Origin of the sequence: Halomonas sp. RT37 (genome assembly GCF_040070525.1) — a bacterium.
GTDB lineage: Bacteria > Pseudomonadota > Gammaproteobacteria > Pseudomonadales > Halomonadaceae > Halomonas > Halomonas litopenaei.
Genome location: NZ_CP098827.1, coordinates 2058107 through 2079529 on the forward strand (window position 1 = coordinate 2058107; position 21423 = coordinate 2079529).

General features: G+C 63.2%; 18 protein-coding genes. 10 read left to right on the forward strand and 8 right to left on the reverse strand.

Features of this window, described 5'->3' with window-relative positions; genetic code table 11:
- Window positions 1-101: 101 nt before the first annotated feature.
- Window positions 102-431 carry a hypothetical protein gene (locus tag NFG58_RS08825; RefSeq protein WP_045994806.1) on the forward strand — a complete coding sequence of 110 codons (330 nt, stop codon included), beginning with the start codon at window positions 102-104 and terminating at the stop codon, window positions 429-431.
- 103 nt (window positions 432-534) lie between these two features.
- Here NFG58_RS08825 and NFG58_RS08830 read toward each other — a convergent pair whose 3' ends face one another.
- The 5 genes from NFG58_RS08830 to NFG58_RS08850 are packed head-to-tail and all read right to left on the reverse strand — an operon-like array spanning window position 535 to window position 6520.
- Complete coding sequence (locus NFG58_RS08830; protein WP_222517248.1) at window positions 535-2463, reverse strand: LapD/MoxY N-terminal periplasmic domain-containing protein; 1929 nt, start codon at window positions 2461-2463, stop codon at window positions 535-537.
- A 33-nt stretch (window positions 2464-2496) separates the two neighbouring features.
- Window positions 2497-3207 (reverse strand): transglutaminase-like cysteine peptidase, encoded by a 711-nt coding sequence (locus tag NFG58_RS08835; protein WP_213230663.1) that lies wholly within the window; start codon window positions 3205-3207, stop codon window positions 2497-2499.
- Between the two features lie 24 nt (window positions 3208-3231).
- Complete coding sequence (locus NFG58_RS08840) at window positions 3232-4407, reverse strand: cation diffusion facilitator family transporter (RefSeq protein ID WP_108133790.1); 1176 nt, start codon at window positions 4405-4407, stop codon at window positions 3232-3234.
- Complete coding sequence (locus tag NFG58_RS08845; protein ID WP_348828001.1) at window positions 4404-5573, reverse strand: 1-acyl-sn-glycerol-3-phosphate acyltransferase; 1170 nt, start codon at window positions 5571-5573, stop codon at window positions 4404-4406. Before NFG58_RS08845 ends, NFG58_RS08840 begins: the two co-directional genes overlap by 4 nt.
- The gene (locus NFG58_RS08850; protein WP_045994811.1) at window positions 5570-6520 is read right to left on the reverse strand and encodes a recombination-associated protein RdgC; all 951 of its coding nucleotides are present in this window, start codon (window positions 6518-6520) and stop codon (window positions 5570-5572) included. The genes NFG58_RS08845 and NFG58_RS08850 overlap by 4 nt, the downstream gene beginning before the upstream one ends.
- 209 nt (window positions 6521-6729) lie before the next feature.
- On the opposite strand from NFG58_RS08850, the gene NFG58_RS08855 reads away from it, so the two are divergent.
- From NFG58_RS08855 to NFG58_RS08890, 8 genes are all read left to right on the forward strand, one after another.
- Window positions 6730-7149, forward strand: coding sequence for a thioesterase family protein (locus tag NFG58_RS08855; protein ID WP_348828002.1), 420 nt, complete (start codon window positions 6730-6732; stop codon window positions 7147-7149).
- A gap of 142 nt (window positions 7150-7291) precedes the next feature.
- Window positions 7292-10045, forward strand: a complete 2754-nt coding sequence (gyrA, locus tag NFG58_RS08860) for a DNA gyrase subunit A (protein ID WP_222569874.1) — start codon at window positions 7292-7294, stop codon at window positions 10043-10045.
- A gap of 103 nt (window positions 10046-10148) precedes the next feature.
- Window positions 10149-11252: a 3-phosphoserine/phosphohydroxythreonine transaminase gene (serC, locus tag NFG58_RS08865; RefSeq protein ID WP_253028713.1), complete on the forward strand. Its 1104-nt coding sequence runs from the start codon at window positions 10149-10151 to the stop codon at window positions 11250-11252.
- A gap of 102 nt (window positions 11253-11354) precedes the next feature.
- Window positions 11355-12449 carry a prephenate dehydratase gene (gene pheA / locus NFG58_RS08870; RefSeq protein WP_045994814.1) on the forward strand — a complete coding sequence of 365 codons (1095 nt, stop codon included), beginning with the start codon at window positions 11355-11357 and terminating at the stop codon, window positions 12447-12449.
- 47 nt (window positions 12450-12496) lie between these two features.
- A complete protein-coding gene (locus NFG58_RS08875) occupies window positions 12497-14800 on the forward strand; it encodes a bifunctional prephenate dehydrogenase/3-phosphoshikimate 1-carboxyvinyltransferase (RefSeq protein WP_348828125.1) in 2304 nt (767 codons plus the stop codon).
- Window positions 14797-15498 (forward strand): (d)CMP kinase, encoded by a 702-nt coding sequence (cmk, locus tag NFG58_RS08880; protein ID WP_045994816.1) that lies wholly within the window; start codon window positions 14797-14799, stop codon window positions 15496-15498. Before NFG58_RS08875 ends, cmk begins: the two co-directional genes overlap by 4 nt.
- 176 nt (window positions 15499-15674) lie before the next feature.
- On the forward strand, window positions 15675-17351 hold the full coding sequence (rpsA, locus tag NFG58_RS08885) for a 30S ribosomal protein S1 (protein ID WP_253028711.1): 1677 nt from the start codon (window positions 15675-15677) through the stop codon (window positions 17349-17351).
- A gap of 343 nt (window positions 17352-17694) precedes the next feature.
- Complete coding sequence (locus NFG58_RS08890; RefSeq protein ID WP_108133796.1) at window positions 17695-18075, forward strand: histone-like nucleoid-structuring protein, MvaT/MvaU family; 381 nt, start codon at window positions 17695-17697, stop codon at window positions 18073-18075.
- Window positions 18076-18499: 424 nt separating this feature from the next.
- Here NFG58_RS08890 and NFG58_RS08895 read toward each other — a convergent pair whose 3' ends face one another.
- Window positions 18500-19306 (reverse strand): helix-turn-helix transcriptional regulator, encoded by an 807-nt coding sequence (locus NFG58_RS08895; RefSeq protein WP_045992373.1) that lies wholly within the window; start codon window positions 19304-19306, stop codon window positions 18500-18502.
- 361 nt (window positions 19307-19667) lie between these two features.
- On the opposite strand from NFG58_RS08895, the gene NFG58_RS08900 reads away from it, so the two are divergent.
- The gene (locus NFG58_RS08900; protein WP_045992371.1) at window positions 19668-19964 is read left to right on the forward strand and encodes a hypothetical protein; all 297 of its coding nucleotides are present in this window, start codon (window positions 19668-19670) and stop codon (window positions 19962-19964) included.
- A 309-nt stretch (window positions 19965-20273) separates the two neighbouring features.
- Here NFG58_RS08900 and NFG58_RS08905 read toward each other — a convergent pair whose 3' ends face one another.
- Window positions 20274-21158: a DNA replication terminus site-binding protein gene (locus NFG58_RS08905; RefSeq protein ID WP_348828004.1), complete on the reverse strand. Its 885-nt coding sequence runs from the start codon at window positions 21156-21158 to the stop codon at window positions 20274-20276.
- Between the two features lie 3 nt (window positions 21159-21161).
- Entirely contained in the window at window positions 21162-21398 is a 237-nt protein-coding gene (gene yacG, locus NFG58_RS08910; protein WP_045992369.1) for a DNA gyrase inhibitor YacG, read from the reverse strand.
- Between the last annotated feature and the right edge of the window lie 25 nt (window positions 21399-21423).

Here is a 21423-nt window from a genome sequence, read left to right on the forward strand (position 1 = left end):
TAGCGCGAAACGGGCAAGGCCCTCGGCGGGAAACGCCGAGGGCTACTGATCAAGGGAAACTTGATATATGCTCGACCAACAAAGATTGCGGAGAACGTGACATGTACGTCCAGCGTGACGGGGAAGGAAAGCTTGTCTGTGTCAGCCGGGAGCCTACAGCGACCTGCGACGAATTCATGGCGCCGGATGATCAGGAGCTGTTGTTCTTCCTGTCAGACGGTAACGAGCGCAACGAACAGTCCCAGTTCCATGCCTCCGACCTGGCCTTTGTGCGGGTGCTCGAGGACGTGCTTGATCTGCTGATGGACAAGGGCGTGATCAGCTTCACCGATCTGCCTGACGCGGCCCGCCGCAAGATCATGGACCGCCAGTCATTGCGTCGTCGCTACAATGATGTGGATCTGGTAGGGGACGACGACCCCCTCATCTAAGCGCTGAGCATCTGCACCTCTCAAGTCGCATGCGTCGACCTGGGCAAGACAAAGGGCCACCTTCGGGTGGCCCTTTGTTGTGTAGCCTTCATGTCATCGACGTTCACGAGTGCCTGTCGGTTTCCATCCTGGCGGACACGGCAGGGCCGGTGACACCGTCCAGGCCCAGCTCGAACAGGGTGTCGATATCGCGATCCTCGTCGATGCCCTCGGCGATGGCCTGGATCGCCAGCGAATGGCATAGGGTCGCCATGCCCCTGAGAATGGTCTGCTGCTCCGGCCGCTCCGACACGCCACGACACAGGGTGGCGTCGATCTTGATGTAGGACAGCCCAAGGTCCTGCAGATCTCCCAGCTGGCGGAAGGCCGCACCGACGTGCTCCATGCCCAGATGACAGCCGAAGGGGGCCAGCGACTGGCAGAGATATCGGAAGCTCTCGAGATCGCTTCGGGCGATCGACTCCGGCACCTCGATCCACAGGAAGGGGGCCGAGTCCGGGCGGGCGCTGAGTCGTTGCTGCAGGGCGATCACGACATTCGGCTGGGTAATCGCTGCATGGGACAAATTGATGCCAAGCGGCTGCCGGTGGTGATGGATGGTGTCGAGGGCGGCATCGATCACCTTGATATCCAGGCTGTCGTGGAGGCGCAGACGGGCGATCCAGGGCATGAAGACACCCGCCTGACGCCATTCGCCCTTGATGTTGAGGCGTGCTGGGGCCTCGTGATGCAGCAACTGTCCGCGTCGATCCAGCACCGGATACTGTCCCAGCAGGACGCCGTGCTCCATCGCTTCGACCAGCGATGAGCGCCACTCGGCGCGGCTGCGGTAGAGCGTTTCCTGCTCCACGTTGTGGCAGGACTCGATCGCCCGTCCAGGACGGCTCTCGGCCAGTGACAGGGCGCCATCCAGTGCGGCCATCAGGGTGGTGCGCTCCTGGCCGTGGTGGTAGACCGCCAGGGCAGCGGGGAGCCGCAGAACCGGTGCGTTCTGTTCGGCCAGGGTCGACAGATTGTCGTCCAGCCGTTCGCGGGCCCAGCTTTCGTCGACGTTGCCGCACAGCATCAGGGCGAAGTCACTGCCGTTGAGGCGACCCACATAGCCTTCGCCATGGGCCTCGGCGATGGCGGTCAGGCGTTGGCAAAGGTCGCTGAGCACGCCGTTGGTGTGCAAGTGGCCGCGGCGTTCGTTGAGCGCGGCCAGGTCGGTGGCACGGATCATCGCCACCACGCCGTAGCTGGATTCACCCTGTTGCTCGAGGCTGTAGTTGAGGCGGTCGATAAAGGCTTCCCGGGTCAAGGCCCCGGTCACCGTGTCATGCAGCAACTGGCGGCGTAGCCGGTCGATCTGTTCGCTCTCGCGCTGGAGCATCTCGCGCACGCTTTCCGACAACCGGTTCATGGCGTCGGACACTTCGCGCAGTTCCAGTGTGCGGGGCAGCGGGGCGACGGTGAAGCGACGCTGGCCGATATCGTTGGCCTGGCGCGTCAGGGTCTTCAGCGGGGTGCGGATCTGGCGTACCAGCAGGTAGGCAATCAGCAGGCTGAGTGCACCTGCTGCCACGAACCAGGCGGCCATCCGCAGGGTGCTCTGCCACAGCGACTGGTAGGCGAAGCCATGTGCGCTTTCGAGCTGCAAGGTGCCAAGCTGCTGCCAGCCATCCTGGATGACCGCAGTGCCGGCGGGGACCTCGAAGGCGACCAGCTCACGGAACCATCCCGGTACGCCAGTCTCTTCGGGGGCTGATGAGACGCGACGAATGATCGGTCTGTCCTGGGTGTCGAGCAGCTGGATCTTGCGGTAGTGGCCAGTATCGAACTGCGCCGAGATCAAAAGCTCCAGCGTCACTTCATCCTTGTCAGGCATCTGGCTCATGCTCAGGGCCAGGGCATTGGCGTTGTCCGCGTTCTTGATCAGTATTTCTTTTTCGATGTAGGCGCGGCTGCCCGATACGGCCACCACCAGACTGCCGATCAGGGCAATCAGCAGGATGGCAATGATGGCGAGCCAGAGTTGTTTGATCAACGACATGGCGGCGTCTCTAGATGAAGGATTGGCATGATGTCACTGGATTCCCTGTTGGCGCATGCGATCCAGCGCGTTTCGCCAGCGCGACAGGCGCGCCAGGGGATCCGCCCGTGATTGGGTGGTGCCACCCGCCCACAGGCCACTGCTGTTGAAGCTGAATAGCGGGTCCAGATCGGTGCGCAGGCTGGCACGGGAAATGCCGGCGGCAATATTGTCGAGAATCAGGGGCTCGGCGCCTGGCGTCTCGTAGTAGCCGAGCACCATATGGGCCTGGGTGATCTGGCTACGTCCCAGTCGAGCACGCACATAGATCATGCGCAACTTGCTGATGGGAATGCCGAGCTCCTTGAGGGTCACGTATTTGGCGATGGAGTAATCTTCACAGTCGCCTGCGCCGCGTCCCAGCGATTCGATGGGAGTAGCCCAGTAGTCGCTCTGGCGCCAGATGGTGCGATCCTCGAGCCACTGCATCTTGCGATTGAAGAAGTCGTTGACGTCGCGCAGCTGAGTACGAAGGTCGGCGCCTCTCAGGCGATCGATCAGGTTGAGCCATTCGTCCAGGGCTCTTACCCCCTGACTTCCGTACTCGGCGCTCATGGCCGCGCGCATTCGCGCATGGTCGAGCGTCGCGTCCACCGGTGCGGGTGCCAGCGCCAGGAAGGCGCCCAACAGGCTCGCAGACCCCCAGGCGAGCCAGGAAGGGGGACGGCGGCGAGACGGGCGAGACAAGACGGCATCTGGGCTCATGGCGAGTTCCAAGCCGGGCGGAGGTCAGGCCTTGCCGGGCCCTTGCCACAGCTTCAGTTGGCCTACCCAGGGCAGGGTGTCGAGGTCTCGGCACAATTGATGAGCCAAGTCATCGAGATCCCCATGATGGATATCAGAGTCAACGTACAACGAAATGTCGATGCGGTCATCCAAATAGTGCAGATTCAGCGCCGTACGGTGTTGCCAGGCACGCTGATGCGACCAGCGTTCATCCAGCAGTTGCTCGATCTCCTCGCGCAGCGGCAAGCCCGGGCGCAGGCTGTGTTCGGTCTGTCCTTCGTCGTCCTCGGGGTCGATGTGGAAGGTGACATCCTTCAGGCGGGTGTGCGCTTCGCGTAGTTGTCGACTGACCGCATTACCGATCTCGTGGGCTTCGGACACCGTGACCCTGGGAGCGACCACGATATGCAGATCGAGCACGACGTCGCTTCCGAGCTGGCGGGTGCGCAGATCGTGCACGCTCTTGACGCCCGGGACCGACTCCGCCAGTCGGCGCATCGCACGCTGCTCTTCGACCGGCAGGGCGGTGTCGATCAACTCCCGCGAAGACTGCCACATCAGCCGTCCGCCGACCCAACCCACCATCAGGCCGACCACGATGGCGGCCACCGCGTCCATCCAGCCGACGCCGAACTGCCCCGCCACCAGGCCGACCAGCACCACCAGGGTGGACATGGCATCGGTACGCGAGTGCCAGGCGTTGGCCTCGAGCAGCGGTGAGTCGAAGCGGCGGGCGGCGCGCAAGGTGTAGTGGTAGATCGCCTCTTTGGCCAGCAGCGAGACCACGGCCACGGCGATGGCAACGAGGCCGGGTGCGGCGCTCGAAGACCGATCGAGCAGGCGCTCGACACTCGACCAGGCGATGGCACCAGCGACGAAGATCAGCACACTGCCGAGCCACAGTGTCGCCAGGGTCTCGATTCGGCCGTGGCCGTAGGGATGGTCGCGGTCGGGTTCCTGGCGGCCGTAGTGGGTGGCCGCCAGCACGAAGGCGTCGGTGACGATATCCGAAAAGGAGTGGATGCCGTCGGCAATCAGGGCGGCCGACCCGACGATCACACCGGTCACCAGTTTGAGCACGCCGACGACAAGGTCCACGCCGGCGCCGATCAGGGTGACGCCCTGGGCCGTCCAGGCAAAGGCGTGTCTGGAGCGCCCCGGCTGGCTTTTCTGGCTCACGACGAAGGCTCGCTCCGCGCGCAGTTGATGACAGGGTTGGCGTACTGGGCCAGCCACCAGGATCTGAGGTCTTCCGGGACTTCGGAAAGCCGTTGCGCGAACCGATCGCGGTCGGCCTCTGACACCTCGGACAGGTCTACCAGCTCAGGATGGCTGCCCAGGGCCTCCAGCGCCAGATGGTGGCTGGGAAAGAGGTGATAGCCGCTCAGCACCTGGCGGTCGATCTCGGCAGCGACCGCTTCCGGCGTATCGAAGCTGCGATCGATCGGCGTGCCGAAGCGCAGATGAACACGCCCCTTGTGGCCGGTGATGCCGGCGACGATGGAGCTGATGTCCTCGAACTCGCTCTTGTTGTAGCTGCCGTCTTCACTGATGGCCTTCAGCTCCCTGGCCTTCTGCACGTCGCAGGGGTCGTACTCGTAGCTGATCGATACCGGCACCAGGCGCAGGGCTTCAATGCCTTCCCCGAGCGGGGCATGACGGTTGTCGGCACGGTAGGCCATGGTCATCATCTTGATGATCGCGGGGTCGGTACGATCGATGCCGTCCTTGGCCCGGCCTTCGCGCTGGGCCATCCAGATCGAGTGATTGTCGTCCTGAATGGAGTGGCGGATGTAGCTCGACAGCTTGTGGTAGGCCTGCAGCATGGCGCGCTTGCCGCGAGCACTGCGCGGCACAATGAAGCTCTTGTTGAGCCGCATCAGATCGGTGACGTAGGGCTTCTTGAGCAGGTTGTCACCGATGGCAATGCGCACGGTGTTGCGGCCGGCGAGGTACAGCGCATAGTTGACGAAGGCCGGATCCAGCGAGATGTCGCGATGGTTGCCGATAAACAGGTAGGCGGTATCGGGGTCCAGACGATCGAGGCCGTCGACGCGAAAGTCGTCGGTGGAGGTCTTCAGCATGCGCTGCATGTAGGCCGCGATGCGTTGCTGAAACGCCGTCACGCTGGTGACGTCGCGTGTCTCACGCTTGATCGCCCAACTGGCCAGCGTGCGTGACAGGCGGGGCATCATGCGGGAAAGGCGCGGCAGCCGGTAGCGGGTCAGGGCGCTCAACAGCTCCGGGTCCTCTGCCAGGCGAGTCAGGGTCGTCGCCACCTCGTCGTCCTGATAGGGGCGAATATCGTGCCAGGGATCCTGCGGGGCATCGGATGTCGAAGTCATGGTGTCGTCGCAGTGAGGTCAGTAGCCGAAACAGAAGAACTCTGGGCTTCGCCGCCCAGCCAGTCGATCAGGCGGTCGACGCTTTCACCCAGGGTCTGGGCCATCAGAATGAAGTCGGTTTCCATGCGCAGCACGGCATCGTCGCCGTCATCTGCCTGGTTGGCTTCGTCGATCAAGGCGTCATCGAAGGCCAGTGACTTGACCGCCAGGTCGTCGTGGAGCACGAAACGCAGGCGCCCCTCCATGCCCAGCGCCAGCTTGCTGGCCTGTCGGCCGCTTTCGAGCAGTTGCTGAATGTCGTCGCCGTCGAGGTCCACCTGACGTGCCTTGAGCACGCCGTCGTCGCCCTTGGCCTTGAGTTCGACCTGGTCGCCGAGCAGCATGTCGGCGGGGCGCGAGGAGGCGTCGTTGAGCCAGGTGGTCATGGCGCGAATCGGCAGTGTCTGGGCCGAGAGCGGCGTTACCTTGAGGCTTCCCAGGGACTCGCGCAACAGATCCAGCAGCTCTTCGGCGCGCTTTCGGCTGGAGCTGTTGACGGCGATCAAGTTTCGCCGGGTATCCCACCAGAGGTCAGTCTTCTGGCTGCGTACGAAGGCCCTGGGCAACAGTTCCTCGTAGACCTGCTCCTTGATTGCCTGCTTTTCCTGGCGGCGTAGCTTGCGGCTTTCCTGGGTCTCGATGACCTCGACGCGCTCGTCGACTTCTTCGCGGACCACCGAAGCGGGCAGGATGCGCTCCTGGCGCAGGGCGGTCATCAGGCGCTGGCCCTTAAGTTCGTGGAGATAGCGATCGCTACCCCGTCCGGCAGGCGTCGTCCAGCCGATGCGGCGGGCTTCGGTGCCACCGAGCGGGCGGAAAGCCTGTTCGGCGAGGGCCGTCTCCAGCTGCTCGCTGTCCAGGGTGCTGGCGTCGTGCAGACGGTAGAGGTGCAAGTGCTTGAACCACATGGAGCAATTCTCGGGTCAAAAAGGAGGCACATTATGGCGAATGGTCCCTTCGGGTGCCAGTTGCCAGCCATTGCAATGGTCGATTGAACAGGGTTGCGGCCAAGCCTAGCAGGCTGCGTCGCCCGCGCCCGTCCCTCTTTGGTGACAGTGTTGCCACTTTGCCCGCTCGAGGTCAGAATCAAACAGTAGTTTAAATGAGGAGCAATGACATGGAAGACGCTATCAGCACCACTTCGCTGAAGGTTCGTGGCTACCACCTGGACGGGTATGGCCACGTCAATCACGCCCGTTACCTGGAGTTCATGGAGGAAGGGCGCTGGGACTATTTCGACAAGCATCCGGCGCTGATGTCTCGCCTGGGAAAGGGAGATGTCGCCTTCGTCGCGGTCAATCTCAATATCGACTATCGCCAGGCGGCGGTGGCCGGTGACGAGCTGGATATTTCCACCCGTCTGTCGGCCCTGGGCGGGCGCAGCGCCAAGATGCGCCACGAGATCCTGCGCCGCCGCGATGGAGCCATGGTAGCTCGCGCCGAGCTAACCTTCGTGCTGCTGGACGTGGCCAGCAGCAGTGCGGTGGCGATCGAGGGTGAGCTGCGTGATGCCCTGGCGCCGCTGGTGGTGTCATGACGGCAGCGGTCAAGGCGCCGCACACAACGACAGACGCTGCGCGGAAGGCCCCAAGGGTGGTATGCTAGGTCGCTGTATTTGTGCGCCTTGTCACGGCTGCGTGACGCGCCTACCTGTTGCTGTGCAAAGGACTTGACGACCCATGGGTGACATCGCCAGAGAGATTCTGCCAGTCAATATCGAGGACGAGCTGAAGCAGTCGTACCTCGATTACGCGATGAGCGTGATCATCGGCCGAGCGCTGCCGGACGTGCGCGATGGCCTGAAGCCGGTTCATCGGCGTGTGCTGTTTGCGATGCACGAGCTGGGTAACGACTGGAACAAGCCATACAAGAAGTCCGCCCGTGTGGTGGGTGACGTGATCGGTAAGTACCACCCCCACGGCGACAGTGCGGTGTACGACACCATCGTGCGTATGGCCCAGGACTTCTCGATGCGCCACGTGCTGGTCGATGGCCAGGGCAACTTCGGCTCCATCGACGGCGACAACGCCGCCGCCATGCGTTACACCGAGGTGCGCATGGCGCGCCTGGCCCACGAGCTGCTGGCCGATCTCGAGAAGGATACTGTCGACTGGGTCGACAACTACGACGGTACCGAGCGGATCCCCGACGTGCTGCCGACCAAGGTGCCGAACCTGCTGGTCAACGGCTCCTCGGGCATCGCCGTGGGCATGGCGACCAATATCCCGCCCCACAACATGAACGAGATCATCAACGCCTGCCTGGCGCTAGTCGACGACTACACCCTGAGCGTCGATGATCTGATGGAGCATGTGCCGGGGCCCGACTTCCCCACCGGCGGTATCATCAACGGCCGCGCGGGCATCCTCGAGGCCTATCGTACCGGCCGCGGGCGCATCTACATTCGCGCCAAGCACACCATCGAACACGACGACAAGTCCGGCCGTGACCACATCATCGTCACCGAGCTGCCTTACCAGGTGAACAAGGCGCGGCTGATCGAGAAGATCGCCGAGCTGGTCAAGGACAAGAAGATCGAGGGAATCGCCGAGTTGCGCGACGAGTCCGACAAGGACGGTCTGCGGGTGGTGATCGAGGTCAAGCGCGGCGAGAGTGGCGAGGTGGTGGTGAACAACCTGTTCGCCCAGACCCAGCTGCAGAATGTCTTCGGCATCAATATGGTGGCGCTGGAGGACGGCGAGCCGAAGACCATGAACCTCAAGCAGGTGCTCGAGGCCTTCATTCGCCACCGTCGCGAGGTGGTCACCCGGCGCACCCTGTTCGAACTGAAGAAGGCGCGTGAGCGCGGCCACATCCTCGAAGGCCTGGCGGTGGCGATCTCCAACATCGACGAGGTGATCGAGCTGATCAAGGCCTCGCCGAATGCTGCCGAAGCCAAGGAAAAGCTGTTGGCCAAGTCCTGGCAGCCCGGCCAGGTCACCGGCATGCTGGAGCGCGCCGGCGCCACCTCGTGCAAGCCCGAAGACCTGGAAGAAGGCTTTGGTCTGGACCAGGCCGGAGGCGAGTACCGTCTGTCGCCGGCCCAGGCCCAGGCCATCCTCGAGCTGCGCCTGCACCGCCTGACCGGCCTCGAGACCGAGAAGCTGCTCGACGAGTATCTGTCGATCCTCGAGAAGATCGCCGAGCTGATGGCCATCCTGGCCTCCGCCGATCGCCTGCTCGAGGTGATTCGCGAAGAGCTGATCGCGGTGCGCGATCAGTTCGCCGACGAGCGTCGTACCGACATTCAGGCAAGCCACCTGGACCTGTCCATCGAGGACCTGATCGCCGAGGAAGACATGGTGGTCACGGTGTCCCGTTCCGGTTACGCCAAGACCCAGCCGTTGTCGGACTATCAGGCCCAGCGTCGTGGTGGTCGTGGCAAGTCGGCCACCGCGATGAAGGACGAGGACGTCATCGAGCACCTGCTGGTGGCCTCGACCCACGACACCGTGCTGCTGTTCTCCAATCGCGGCAAGGTCTACTGGCTCAAGGTCTACGAGATGCCTGCAGCCAGTCGCGGGTCCCGCGGCAAGCCGCTGGTCAACCTGCTGCCGCTGGAAGAAGGCGAGTCGATCAACGCCATCATGCCGGTCAAGGACTATGATCCGGACTGCTACATCTTCTTTGCCACCGCCCGGGGCACGGTCAAGCGCACCAGCCTTGAGCAGTTCTCGCGTCCGCGCAGCGTTGGCCTGATCGCCATCGACCTGGAGGAGGGCGATCGCCTGGTGGGCGCCGCCATTACCTCCGGCAGCGACCACGCCATGCTGCTGTCGTCCAACGGCAAGGCGATCCGCTTCGAGGAGTCCCAGGTCCGTGCCATGGGCCGCACCGCGCGCGGTGTGCGTGGCATGCGACTGCTCGATGGCGCCGAGGTGATCAGCCTGATCATCCCGCAGAGTCTCGAGATCGATGCCGACGCCGAGGGCGGTGAGCGTGGCGAGGCCGGTGATGTCGACGCCAGCGGTGACGACGGCCAGATCTATATCCTCACCGGCAGCGAAAACGGCTACGGCAAGCGTACCCGTCTCGAGGAGTTCCCGCTGCGTGGTCGTGGCGGCCAGGGCGTGATCGCGATGCAGACCAGCGCCCGCAATGGCGCCATGGTGGCGGCGATGCAGGTCTGTTCCAGCGATGAGATGATGCTGATCACCGATCGCGGCACCCTGGTGCGCACCCGGGTCGAGGAAGTCTCGATCAGTTCGCGCAACACCCAGGGCGTCACCCTGATCCGCCTCGGCGAGGCCGAGGCGCTGGTCAAGACCGTGCGTATCCAGGAGCTTGAAGGCGACGACGAGCTCGATGCCGAGGGCGAAGAAGGTAGTGAGGACGCCGTCGAGAACTCGGCAGATGACGCCGCCGAGGGTGGCAGCGCCGAACCGGGCGACGACAGCGCGGCCGACGACAGCAACACCGACAATAACGACTGATCCGGGGTGCCACGGTGTCCGCGATGGACGCCGTGGCCCACCTATATAGTGACTGGCGGGCGTCGCCGGACGCCTGCCCTTGACGATCAATCGCCAGGACACCATGACACGCCACTACAATTTCTGCGCGGGGCCCGCCGCGCTGCCTACCGCAGTACTCGAACGTGCCCAGCGCGAGATGCTGGACTATCAGGGCCGTGGGCTCTCGGTGATGGAGATGAGCCACCGCTCCAGCGAGTACGTGGCCATCGCCGAGCGCGCCGAGGCCGACCTGCGTGAACTGCTCGCAGTGCCCGACAACTATCGGGTGCTGTTCACCCAGGGTGGTGCCACCCAGCAGTTTGCCGCGGTGCCCATGAACCTGCTTGGCCACGGCGGCCGGGCCAACTTCATCGAAACCGGTATCTGGGGCAACAAGGCGATCAAGGAGGCGCGGCATCTATTCGGCAGCGCCCACATTGCCGCCTCCAGCGCCGAGAATGGCCATGTCGAAGCACCGCAGCAGGCTGATATCGCGCTGTCCGACGACGCCGCCTACCTCCACGTGACCCCCAACGAGACCATCGGTGGTCTGGCACTGGACTTTGTGCCCGTGGCGCGGCGCGGCGACGGGGTAGAGGTGCCGTTGGTGGCGGATCTTTCCTCGACCATCCTGTCTGAGCCGCTGGACGTCTCGCGCTTCGGTGTGATCTACGCTGGCGCCCAGAAGAACATCGGGCCGGCCGGGCTGGTGCTGGTGATCGTGCGTGATGATCTGCTCGACCAGGCGGTGAGCGAGATGCCGTCCTTGTTCAGCTATCGTCAGTTGGCCGAGGCAGGGTCGATGATCAACACGCCGGCTACCTATAGCTGGTACCTGGCGGGTCTGGTGTTCGACTGGCTCAAGCGCGACGTCGGGGGTCTCGAGGCGATGGCCGAGATCAATGATCGCAAGGCGGCCAAGCTCTACGAGGCCATCGACCGCAGCGACTTCTATTCCAACCCCATCGCGGTGCGTAATCGCTCGAAGATGAATGTGCCCTTCGTGCTGGCCGACAGCGCCCTGGATAACGCCTTCCTGGAAGAGGCGGAAGCAGCGGGGCTTTTGAATCTCAAGGGCCATCGCAGCGTCGGCGGTATGCGCGCAAGCCTCTATAACGCGGTGCCTGAGGCCGCGGTGGACGCCCTGGTGGCGTTCATGGGCGATTTCGAGAAGCGGCGCGGCTGAGGTTCGTGCGAGAGCTGGCGCACCCAGTAAAGAGGTGGCGGGGCCAGGTTTCGCCAGCCATGCGTCAACGCCCGGTCACGGGGCGTTACAAGGAGACAACCCATGAGTGATTCGCAAGAGCCGAACCTCTCGTCGCTGCGTCAGCGCATCGACCATATCGACACCGAGATCCTGCGCCTGATCAGCGAGCGTGCCGAGTGTGCGCGCCAGGTGGCGGAGACCAAGACCGCAAGCGACCCCCAGGCGGTGTTCTATCGCCCCGAGCGCGAGGCCCAGGTGCTGCGCCGGGTGATGGAGCTCAACCAGGGGCCGCTGGACAGCGAAGAAATGGCACGGCTGTTTCGCGAGATCATGTCGGCCTGCCTGGCGCTGGAACAGCCGATCAAGGTGGCCTATCTCGGCCCCGAGGGTACCTTTACCCAGCAGGCTGCGCTCAAGCACTTCGGCGACAGCGCCATCAGCCTGCCCATGGCGGCCATCGACGAGGTCTTCCGTGAGGTCGAGGCCGGCGCGGTGAACTACGGCGTGGTACCGGTGGAAAACTCCACCGAAGGCGTGATCAACCATACCCTGGATTCCTTCATCGATTCGGGGCTGCGCATCAGCGGTGAGGTGGTGCTGCGCATCCATCATCACCTGCTGGTGGCCGACACTACTCTCAAGGACAAGGTGTCGCGTATCTACTCGCACCCTCAGTCCTTCGCCCAGTGTCGCAAATGGCTCGATGCCCACTTCCCCCACGCCGAGCGGGTACCGGTGTCGTCCAACGCCGAGGCGGCCAGGCTGGTCAAGAGCGAGTGGCACAGTGCGGCCATCGCCGGCGACATGGCGGCCAAGCTCTATGGCCTTAGCCACGTGGCGGAGAAGATCGAGGATCGCCCGGACAACTCCACGCGTTTCCTGATCATCGGCAACCAGGACGTGCCCATGTCCGGGGTCGACAAGACGTCGCTGGTGGTGGCGACCCGCAACCAGCCGGGTGCCTTGCACGACCTGCTCGAGCCGTTCCACCGCCACCAGATCGACCTGACGCGTCTGGAGACGCGACCCTCGCGCACCGGTGCCTGGAACTATGTGTTCTTCATCGACTTCTGTGGCCACGTCGAGGAGCCGCGGGTGTCGGCGCTGCTCGAGGAGGTGCGCCTGCGTGTCTCCGAGGTCAAGGTGCTCGGCTCCTACCCCCAGGGGGTCCTGTAGTAATGCAGGAAGAAGGAATGCAGCAAGAAGGAATGCAGGACGTCGCAATGCAGGAAGTGGCAACGCGTGGCGCAGTACCCGCATCCTTGCCTCGGGCTTCACGCATCGTCATCGTTGGACTTGGCTTGATCGGAGGGTCGCTGGCCGCCGCCTTGCGCAAGGCGGGGGTGGGGCAGGGGGATGACAGTCTCATCCTGGCCTGTGACCCAGACCCGAAGGAGCTCGAGTGCGGACGTCGCATGGGGTTGATCGACGCGGGCTCGACACAACTCTCCGAGGTCATCGAGGGGGCTACCCTGGTGGTGCTGGCGGTACCGGTGCTGGCCATGGGCCAGGTCATGGGCGAGCTAGGCGCGTTGCGTGGCCGCGCTGCCGGCGATCTGGTGATCACCGACGTCGGCAGCACCAAGGCAGCGATCGAGGCGGCCGCCATCGAGGCCTTCGGTGAGCTTCCCGCGCGCTTTGTGCTGGGGCATCCCATCGCCGGCTCGGAAAAGAGCGGCGTGGCGGCGGCCAATCCGGAGCTGTACCAGGCCCACAAGGTGATCCTGACGCCTACCTGCGCCACCGACCCCGGTGCGCTTGAGCGTGTACGGGCCCTGTGGCAGTTGACCGGTGCCGAGGTGCTGGAGATGGACGTGGCTCGCCACGATCAGGTGCTGGCGCGCACCAGCCATCTGCCGCATCTGCTGGCTTTCTCGCTGGTGGATACCCTGGCGCGCCAGGATGAGCGCCTCGATATCTTCCGCTACGCCGCCGGCGGCTTTCGCGACTTCACCCGCATCGCCGGTAGTGATCCGGTGATGTGGCGAGACATCTTTCAGGCGAACCGGGGTGCCGTGCTCGAAGCCCTGGATGACTTCGAGTCAGGTCTGGCCCGACTCAGGGACGCGGTGAACCGTGGTGATGGCGACGGTCTGCTGGCCACCTTCGACCGCGCCAGTCATGCGCGCCACTATTTCGATACTCTGTTGAATCAGACCAGTTATCAGGCGGAATATCAGATGCAAGAATCAGCCATGCTGCGCTACCGGGTGGCCCCGGGCGGAAGCGTCACCGGTCGCATCCGGGTCCCCGGCGACAAGTCGGTTTCCCATCGCTCGATCATGCTCGGCGCGCTGTCCGAGGGCGTTACCGAGGTGTCCGGATTCCTCGAGGGCGAGGACAGCCTCGCCACGCTCCAGGCCTTCCGCGAGATGGGGGTGGCCATCGAGGGCCCGCACCAGGGCCGCGTGACCATCCATGGGGTCGGCATGCACGGCCTGAAGAAGCCGGCAGGTCCGCTCTACGTCGGCAATGCCGGCACCGCCATGCGGCTGTTTGCCGGGCTGCTGGCGGGGCAGGCCTTCGACACCGAATTGACCGGTGATACCTCGCTGACACGTCGTCCCATGGGGCGGGTGGCCGATCCGCTGCGCCAGATGGGGGCGGTGATCGACACCGCCGAAGGCGGGCGTCCTCCGCTTAGGATCAAGGGCGGCCAGGCGCTGAAGGGCATCCACTACGACATGCCCATGGCCAGCGCCCAGGTGAAGTCCTGTCTGCTGCTGGCGGGGATGTTTGCCGAGGGCGAGACTCGAGTGCGTGAACCCGCACCGACCCGCGATCACACCGAGCGCATGCTCAATGGCTTTGGCTACGCCGTCGAGCGCGAAGGCGATACCTGCTGGCTGCAGGGCGGCGGCAAGCTGGCCGCTGGTCCGATCGATGTACCCTCGGATATCTCCTCGGCGACCTTCTTCCTGGTGGCGGCGGCCATCACCCCGGGGTCGGATCTGGTGCTGGAGCACGTCGGCATCAATCCGACCCGGATCGGGGTGATCAATATCCTGACCGCCATGGGGGCGGACCTGCGCCTCGAGAACGAGCGAGAGGTAGGAGGTGAGCCGGTCGCCGACCTGCATATCCGCTATCGGCCGCTAAAGGGCATCGACATTCCCGAAGACCAGGTGCCGCTGGCCATCGACGAGTTCCCGGCGCTGTTCATTGCCGCGGCCAACGCCGAAGGCACCACGCGACTTCGCGGTGCCGAGGAGCTCCGGGTCAAGGAGTCCGATCGCCTGCAGTCCATGGCCGACGGCATGAGCGTGCTGGGTATCGACAACACCCTTTATGACGATGGCATCGACATCGTCGGCAAGGGCGGCGACGGCGCCAACTATGGCGGCGGGCGCGTGGACAGTCATGAGGATCATCGCATCGCCATGGCCTTCACCATCGCGGCCCTGCGAGCCTCGAGTCCGATCGAAGTCAACGACTGCGCCAACGTGGCTACGTCCTTCCCCGGCTTTGTGGAGCTGGCACGAGGTGTCGGCCTTGAACTCGAAGAGGTACGCGAGGAGCAGGCATGAGCGATCATGACGAGCATTCGGCCCCGGTGCTGACCATCGATGGCCCCGGCGGCGCCGGCAAGGGCACCATCAGCCGGCTGATTGCCGAGCGACTGGGCTGGCATCTGCTGGATAGCGGCAGCCTCTACCGACTGACCGCGCTGTCGGCTATCGGCAAGGGCATCGCGCTGGACGATGAGCCGGCGCTGGCGGCGCTGGCCTCGGCCCTCGATGTGGTGTTTCGCGCCGAGAACGGCGAGGCGGTGGTCGAGCTCGAAGGGCGTGACGTGACTCGCGAGATTCGCACCGAGCAGGTGGGCAACAGTGCCTCTCTGGTGGCGGCGTTGCCGGCGGTGCGCCAGGCGCTGCTCGAGCGTCAGCGGGACTTCCGCCAGGCGCCCGGCCTGGTCGCCGATGGCCGTGACATGGGCACCGTGGTGTTCGTCGATGCGCCCTTGAAGATATTTCTGACCGCCAGCGCCGAGGAAAGGGCGCGCCGGCGTCACCTGCAGTTGCGGGAGGCCGGGGTGGATGCTAGTCTATCGAGTCTTTTGAAGGAGATTCAGGCGCGCGACGACCGCGATACGCAGCGTAGCGTGGCGCCGTTGGTGCCGGCCGATGATGCCATCGAGCTCGACACGACCCGCCTGAGCATACCGGAAGTGGTTGATCGGCTGTCCGAACTGTTGTCCCGAAAGGGGCTCCTGTCCGGCACCTGAACTCCCTTGCGGCGTCCCCGGCCAGATGTCACGACGTGCCCGAGTACAGGAAACGGAAAACTCGGTCAGGTCCAACCAGTGCCAACATCCCCGGGGGTTTTTGAATATGGCCCGCACTTGCTGGTGGTGCGGAGAAGCGGCCCTGCCGCACTCAACGTTGATCACGTAGGAACATCATGAGCGAAAGCTTTGCTGAACTGTTTGAACAGTCTCTCCAGGACATCAACATGGAGCCGGGCGCGATCGTCGCGGCTACTGTCGTCGACATCGAAGGTGACTGGGTCACCGTCAATGCCGGCCTGAAGTCCGAAGGTCAGATCCCTGCCGCGCAATTCCGCGACGACAGCGGCGAACTGACCATTGCCGTCGGTGACGAGGTCCACGTGGCCCTCGAAGCTGTGGAAGACGGCTTCGGCGAAACCCGCCTGTCCCGCGAGAAGGCCAAGCGTGCCGAAGCGTGGAAGGTGCTGGAAGCTGCCTTCGAGAAGGAAGAGATCGTCAAGGGCGTGATCAACGGCAAGGTCAAGGGCGGCTTCACTGTCGACGTCGACTCCATCCGTGCCTTCCTGCCCGGCTCTCTGGTCGACGTTCGTCCGGTGCGCGACACCACGCACCTGGAGAACAAAGAGCTCGACTTCAAGGTCATCAAGCTCGATCCGAAGCGCAACAACGTTGTCGTTTCCCGTCGTGCCGTTCTCGAAGCCGAGAACAGCGCCGAGCGTGAAGCGCTGCTCGCCACCCTGCAGGAAGGCCAGCAGATCATCGGTATCGTCAAGAACCTGACCGACTACGGTGCCTTCGTTGATCTGGGCGGCGTTGACGGCCTGCTCCACATCACCGATATGGCCTGGAAGCGCATCAAGCATCCGAGCGAGATCGTGGCCGTCGGCGACGAGATCACCGTCAAGGTGCTGAAGTTCGACCGCGAGCGCAACCGCGTCTCCCTGGGTCTGAAGCAGCTGGGCGAAGATCCGTGGGTCAACATCAAGGATCGTTACCCGGAAGGCACCAAGGTGCACGCCCGTGTCACCAACCTCACCGACTACGGCTGCTTCGCCGAGCTGGAAGAGGGTGTCGAGGGTCTGGTTCACGTCTCCGAAATGGACTGGACCAACAAGAACATCCATCCGTCCAAGGTGGTTCAGGTCGGTGACGATGTTGACGTCATGGTGCTGGATATCGACGAAGAGCGTCGTCGTATCTCCCTGGGTATCAAGCAGTGCACCGCCAACCCGTGGGAAACCTTCAACGCCCAGTTCAACAAGGGCGACCGCGTTGCCGGTACCATCAAGTCCATCACCGACTTCGGTATCTTCATCGGTCTGGACGGCGGCATCGACGGCCTGGTTCACCTGTCCGACATCTCCTGGACCGAGACTGGCGAAGAAGCCGTGCGTTCCTTCAAGAAGGGCGATGAGGCCGAAGCCGTCATCCTGTCCATCGATCCGGAGCGTGAGCGCATCTCCCTGGGTATCAAGCAGCTCGATACCGACCCGGTTGCCGAGTTCCTGGCTGTCAACGACAAGGGCACCATCGTTACCGGTCGTGTCGTCGAGGTTGACGCCAAGGAAGCTCACGTCGAGCTGGCGACTGACGTCGTTGCCGTGCTCAAGGCGTCCGAGATCAGCGCTGACCGTGTCGAAGACGCGCGCAACGTGCTGAACGAAGGCGACAGCGTCGAGGCCCGTATCGTCGGCGTCGATCGCAAGAACCGTCAGATCGCCCTGTCCGTCAAGGCCAAGGACCAGGACGACACCCGTCGCAACATGAGCAAGCTGCGCGACCAGGAAGTCGAGACCGGTGGCCCGACCACCATCGGCGACCTGATCAAGCAGCAGATGGGTCAGGACTAAGCCGGACCCCCGACACTGTTCGGGACTGGTAATGGTCAAGAGCGCTTCCTCCGGGGAGCGCTCTTTTTTTATATGTAAGAAATTGTAGAGGGCTTGAATGCCCCTCGTGGCGGCGCTGCCTCAGTATTATTGGTGAGTGGGGCGAGTTTTTACCGCATATGCTTGAGGGGACGTGTTTTGGGGTTGATGCCCTTGTTGTAAGCATCTACCGTTTGTTTGACAGGATTTTGACTTTGCCTTTGGCCAATAACGTTTGAATAACGTCGTTTGGCTGGTTGTCATATACTCATGCAGGAGTGATAATGCCTCTGCATCCGAAAGCAACTACTATAGGCGTACCTTAATGTCTTCACTTTTGAATGACTATATGCAGATGGAGCAGCAGCTCCAGCAACTGCAGGAAAGACTTGGTCAGCTCCAGAACGATGACCGTCTTAAGTCCGAACTCGAGTTCAAGGGAAAGCTCGAAGAGCTGATGAAAGAGTTCGACAAGAGCGCATCTGACGTCATCGCCATCCTGGATCCGAAGGCCGCTGCTTCCCCGGCAAAGGCCGCTGCCCCGGCCGCTGGCGGTCGTCGCAAGCGCAAGCTCAAGATCTACAAGAACCCGAATACCGGCGAAGTCGTCGAAACTCGTGGTGGCAATCAGAAGACGTTGAAGGCCTGGAAGGAAGAGCACGGTAATGACACCGTCGAGTCCTGGCTGGTACGTGTAGAAGACTGATGATTGTTTGAGCCGCAGACGAGGGAGTGCCTTGGACGTTGCATCGGTCCGGCACTGTTTCGATCTTCAGGCTTGCGGTGCCAGAAGCCGTCTTGAACCATCGACATGACAGTGACGTCGTCGTATTGTTCGGGACGGTTTCTTTTTGCACGGTATTCCTTGATCGGCTGCGTCTCGTTGGAGGCGAAGCCCGAAGCCCGTAGCTTCGACTGCCCCTTGCGATGTTTCTGGTTTCCGGGGAGGGGGCGAAGCGTGGCCTCCCACTGCAACAGTGTGATGCAGGAACAGTGTGATCCAGGCGAGGCGGGGCTGTGGCCTTGCCGTTGCCGGTACTCTGCTTGAATTCTGGTATGATGGAACGCAAAAGGTGGCCACCGAAGTGGCCACCAGAAGGGAGGCTTGCGGGCTCGGAGAGGCTAAGCGATCAGTCCTCTTCGAGTAGCGGCAGTCGCAGTTCCAGCCCATACTTGCCTTTGACCAGCTGAGGCGCTTCGCCGCTCAGGTAGACGCCGTGTTCGGACAGGCCGCGACAGGCCATGAACAGCATGGCGCTGGTCAGGTGTGAGCTGTCCTCGAGGGTGATGCAGGCGTGTCGCTGGGCCGGCAGCATGACCAGGCGGAACGGCAGTGGCAGCGCCAGGCGGTGTGCGTGTTCCTCGTCGACGTGGACACCCAGGTCGATACGGGGCGCCTCGCTGGCCAGCGGGTGATCGTGAAGAATAGCGATCGGTGCCGCATTGGTGAGGCGTGCCGGGAGATCGTAGGCGCCTTCGGCATTACGCTGCCAGTTGTCCAGGTTCTCGATGATTTCGGGCGGCTGATAGAGGCGGGTGACCGCGGCACGCCGCAGCGGCAGGTCGGCCATCTTCACCGAGAAGTGGGGCAGATTGTGGCGCTGGCGATAGAGTTCCAGGCGCTGGTTCTGGCGGTACTCCCGGGGAGCGACACGGTAGCGGCGCTGGAAGGCGCGGGTGAACGCCGAGTGATTGCGATAGCCGCAGCGTTTGGCGATATCATGTACGCCGTGGGGCGTATGGATCAGCAGCCTGGCGGCCTTCTCGAGCCGCAGCATGTCGCGGTAGGCACTTGGCGAAATGCCGAACGACTGGCGGAAGCGCCGACGCACCTGGGATGAGGAGTACCCCATACGCGTGGCAAGATCTTCGATACTCAGCTGACTGTCCAGGGTTTCCTGGAGCCAGATTTCGGCGCGCATCATCTCGTTGAACATGGTCTTGCCTCCCTGAACCATCGGCGCGGACCCGACCCTCCCTGGGTCCTCGGAGAGCGAATCCGAGCGTCCGTATCGCTGGTCGTTGTAGTCGGAACATCCGCCTGTCCCGAGGTATGATGGTGTAGGTTTGTAGCGTTAGGATACATCCTGTTACGTAGTTATGCAGTCTAGCGCGCCTGTCTGGCAAGTGCAATGTGCCGTTTTGATCGTTTGTGCACAAAACGTCAGTGATGGATTGCATATCTAACATGCTGTTGTGAAAGTAAAAAAGGCGTTATTTTCGAGCCTTTCTTGATAAGGTGGTGCCGCAGGATACTGAATCTGTCGCACCTCCATCGACGTTAACGACTGGTAACAAATGAAATCTCAGAGTTCCCAAAAGCCTATGGATGAACGCGAGAAGCTTCGCCGCTTTCGTGAATTGGATGACGCCTTCGCGGAAGCGCTGCGCAGCCTGGACAACCCGAACAAGGCCGCCGAGATCCCCACCGGCCCTCCGGTCCGCTCCATCGACAGCCTGGAAGAAGAAGAGCAGCGTCGTAAGGAAGAGGACTTCGAGCGGCGGCTGCTGGGCTTGATCCAGGAATATGCCCAGACCCCTGAATCGGTGCGGGAATTGGTCGCCACGCTGCAATCGATGGGGCGCATCGCCTGACCGCATGACCTCTGCCTTTGTCAGGGGTCATCGAGATGGGTCTTGCCGGACTTCAACCTGTGCGATTTTGACAGGGATTTTCCGACGGCTCTGTGGGTAAAGGCCGTGGCGTCTTTGCGCAAATACTGCAAAATGATGTCAGCAATTGCTGATGTCAGCGCTTGCCGACAGGCGCGCGCTGCTTATGGCGGTTGCCGGAACGCAGGCGCCTGAGGTGGGGTGCAGGTGCATTGGCAGGTCAGGGGCAAGCCTCGTTGAGCGGGCGCGCTGGTGTGCGACGCACCGGGCCCTTCAGCGGTAGCGGGCCCTTCAGCGGTAGCGAAAGACTCTCAAGCTTGGCAGGAAGGGGCTGTCCTCGAGGCGTTCGTCGCTTCTCCGGGCGCGTTGGCGTTCGGCTGGCGGTTGTGCCGGCGGAAGGTTGTGATGGGGGAGCTGCGCCTGGGGCACAAGCAGGGGTAGAGCCGCATTCATGGCACGCCTGAGGCGACCGTCCGGCAGAGGGTCCCGGTAAAAGAGGTTGGCTCGCATCAGCGGTGCCTGTCGTTGCACCTGGGCCAGGGGCTCGCTGGAAGGAATGCCGGCGAGGCGCTCGAGTTGAATGCGAATGTGCGGTGACTCGGTGTCGAAGGCCATCAGCTTGCGCTCGACTTCGGCCACGCTCAAGCGGGTGATGGAGCGTCCGCTGGCGTACCAGGCCAGACGAACCCGCTCCACCGGCGCCTCGGCGATGGGCAGGACGCGCCAGGTCTGTTTCAGATGGAGGCGGGCGAGGCCGGCGCCCCCCAGGTGATCATTGAGTTCCGGGTGGCGTATCGGCAGCCTGGCCTTGATCTCGGGTATCAGTTGGGGCGATTGCTGGCGAATGTCGCTCAGCCGTTCAGAAAACTCAGCCTTGGCCTGGTTCAGCGCCAGAGCCGCCTCGCAGGTAACCGGGTCCGCGGCCACCAGTCCGATATAGCTGCGGGTGACACGGCCGTCCTGGCCGTCGGCATACCACAGATCCAGTAACGCCTGGCGCAGCCAGTCCGCATCGGCTGTCTCGCGATCGAAGGACCAGGCAGGAAGGCGTGATGCCTGCCAGCGGTCGACGACCTCTCTGGCGCACGCGATGATCCGATCGAACCCTGCGTCGAGCTCTGCCAATAGCTGGTAGGCGGGCCGTGACGGGGCGCTGGCATTGCCTGGCCGGTCCATCGTTCAGTCCTGGTTATGCAGGTCGCGTTCGGCTCTGGCGACCCACTCATCGATGCTGGTTTCGTCCATGGCGGGTTCGCCGGCAATGCGATGGCTGCCATCGGCCCAGGCCCCCAGGTCAATAAGACGACAGCGCTTGCTGCAGAAGGGGCGATAGCTGTTCTCGGGCGTCCAGAGTACTTCCTTGCGACATTGTGGGCAAGCAACCTTCAAGGTGCCCTGACGAGTGCTGTGTGACATGTGGGGCTCCTGATGCAAGACGTAA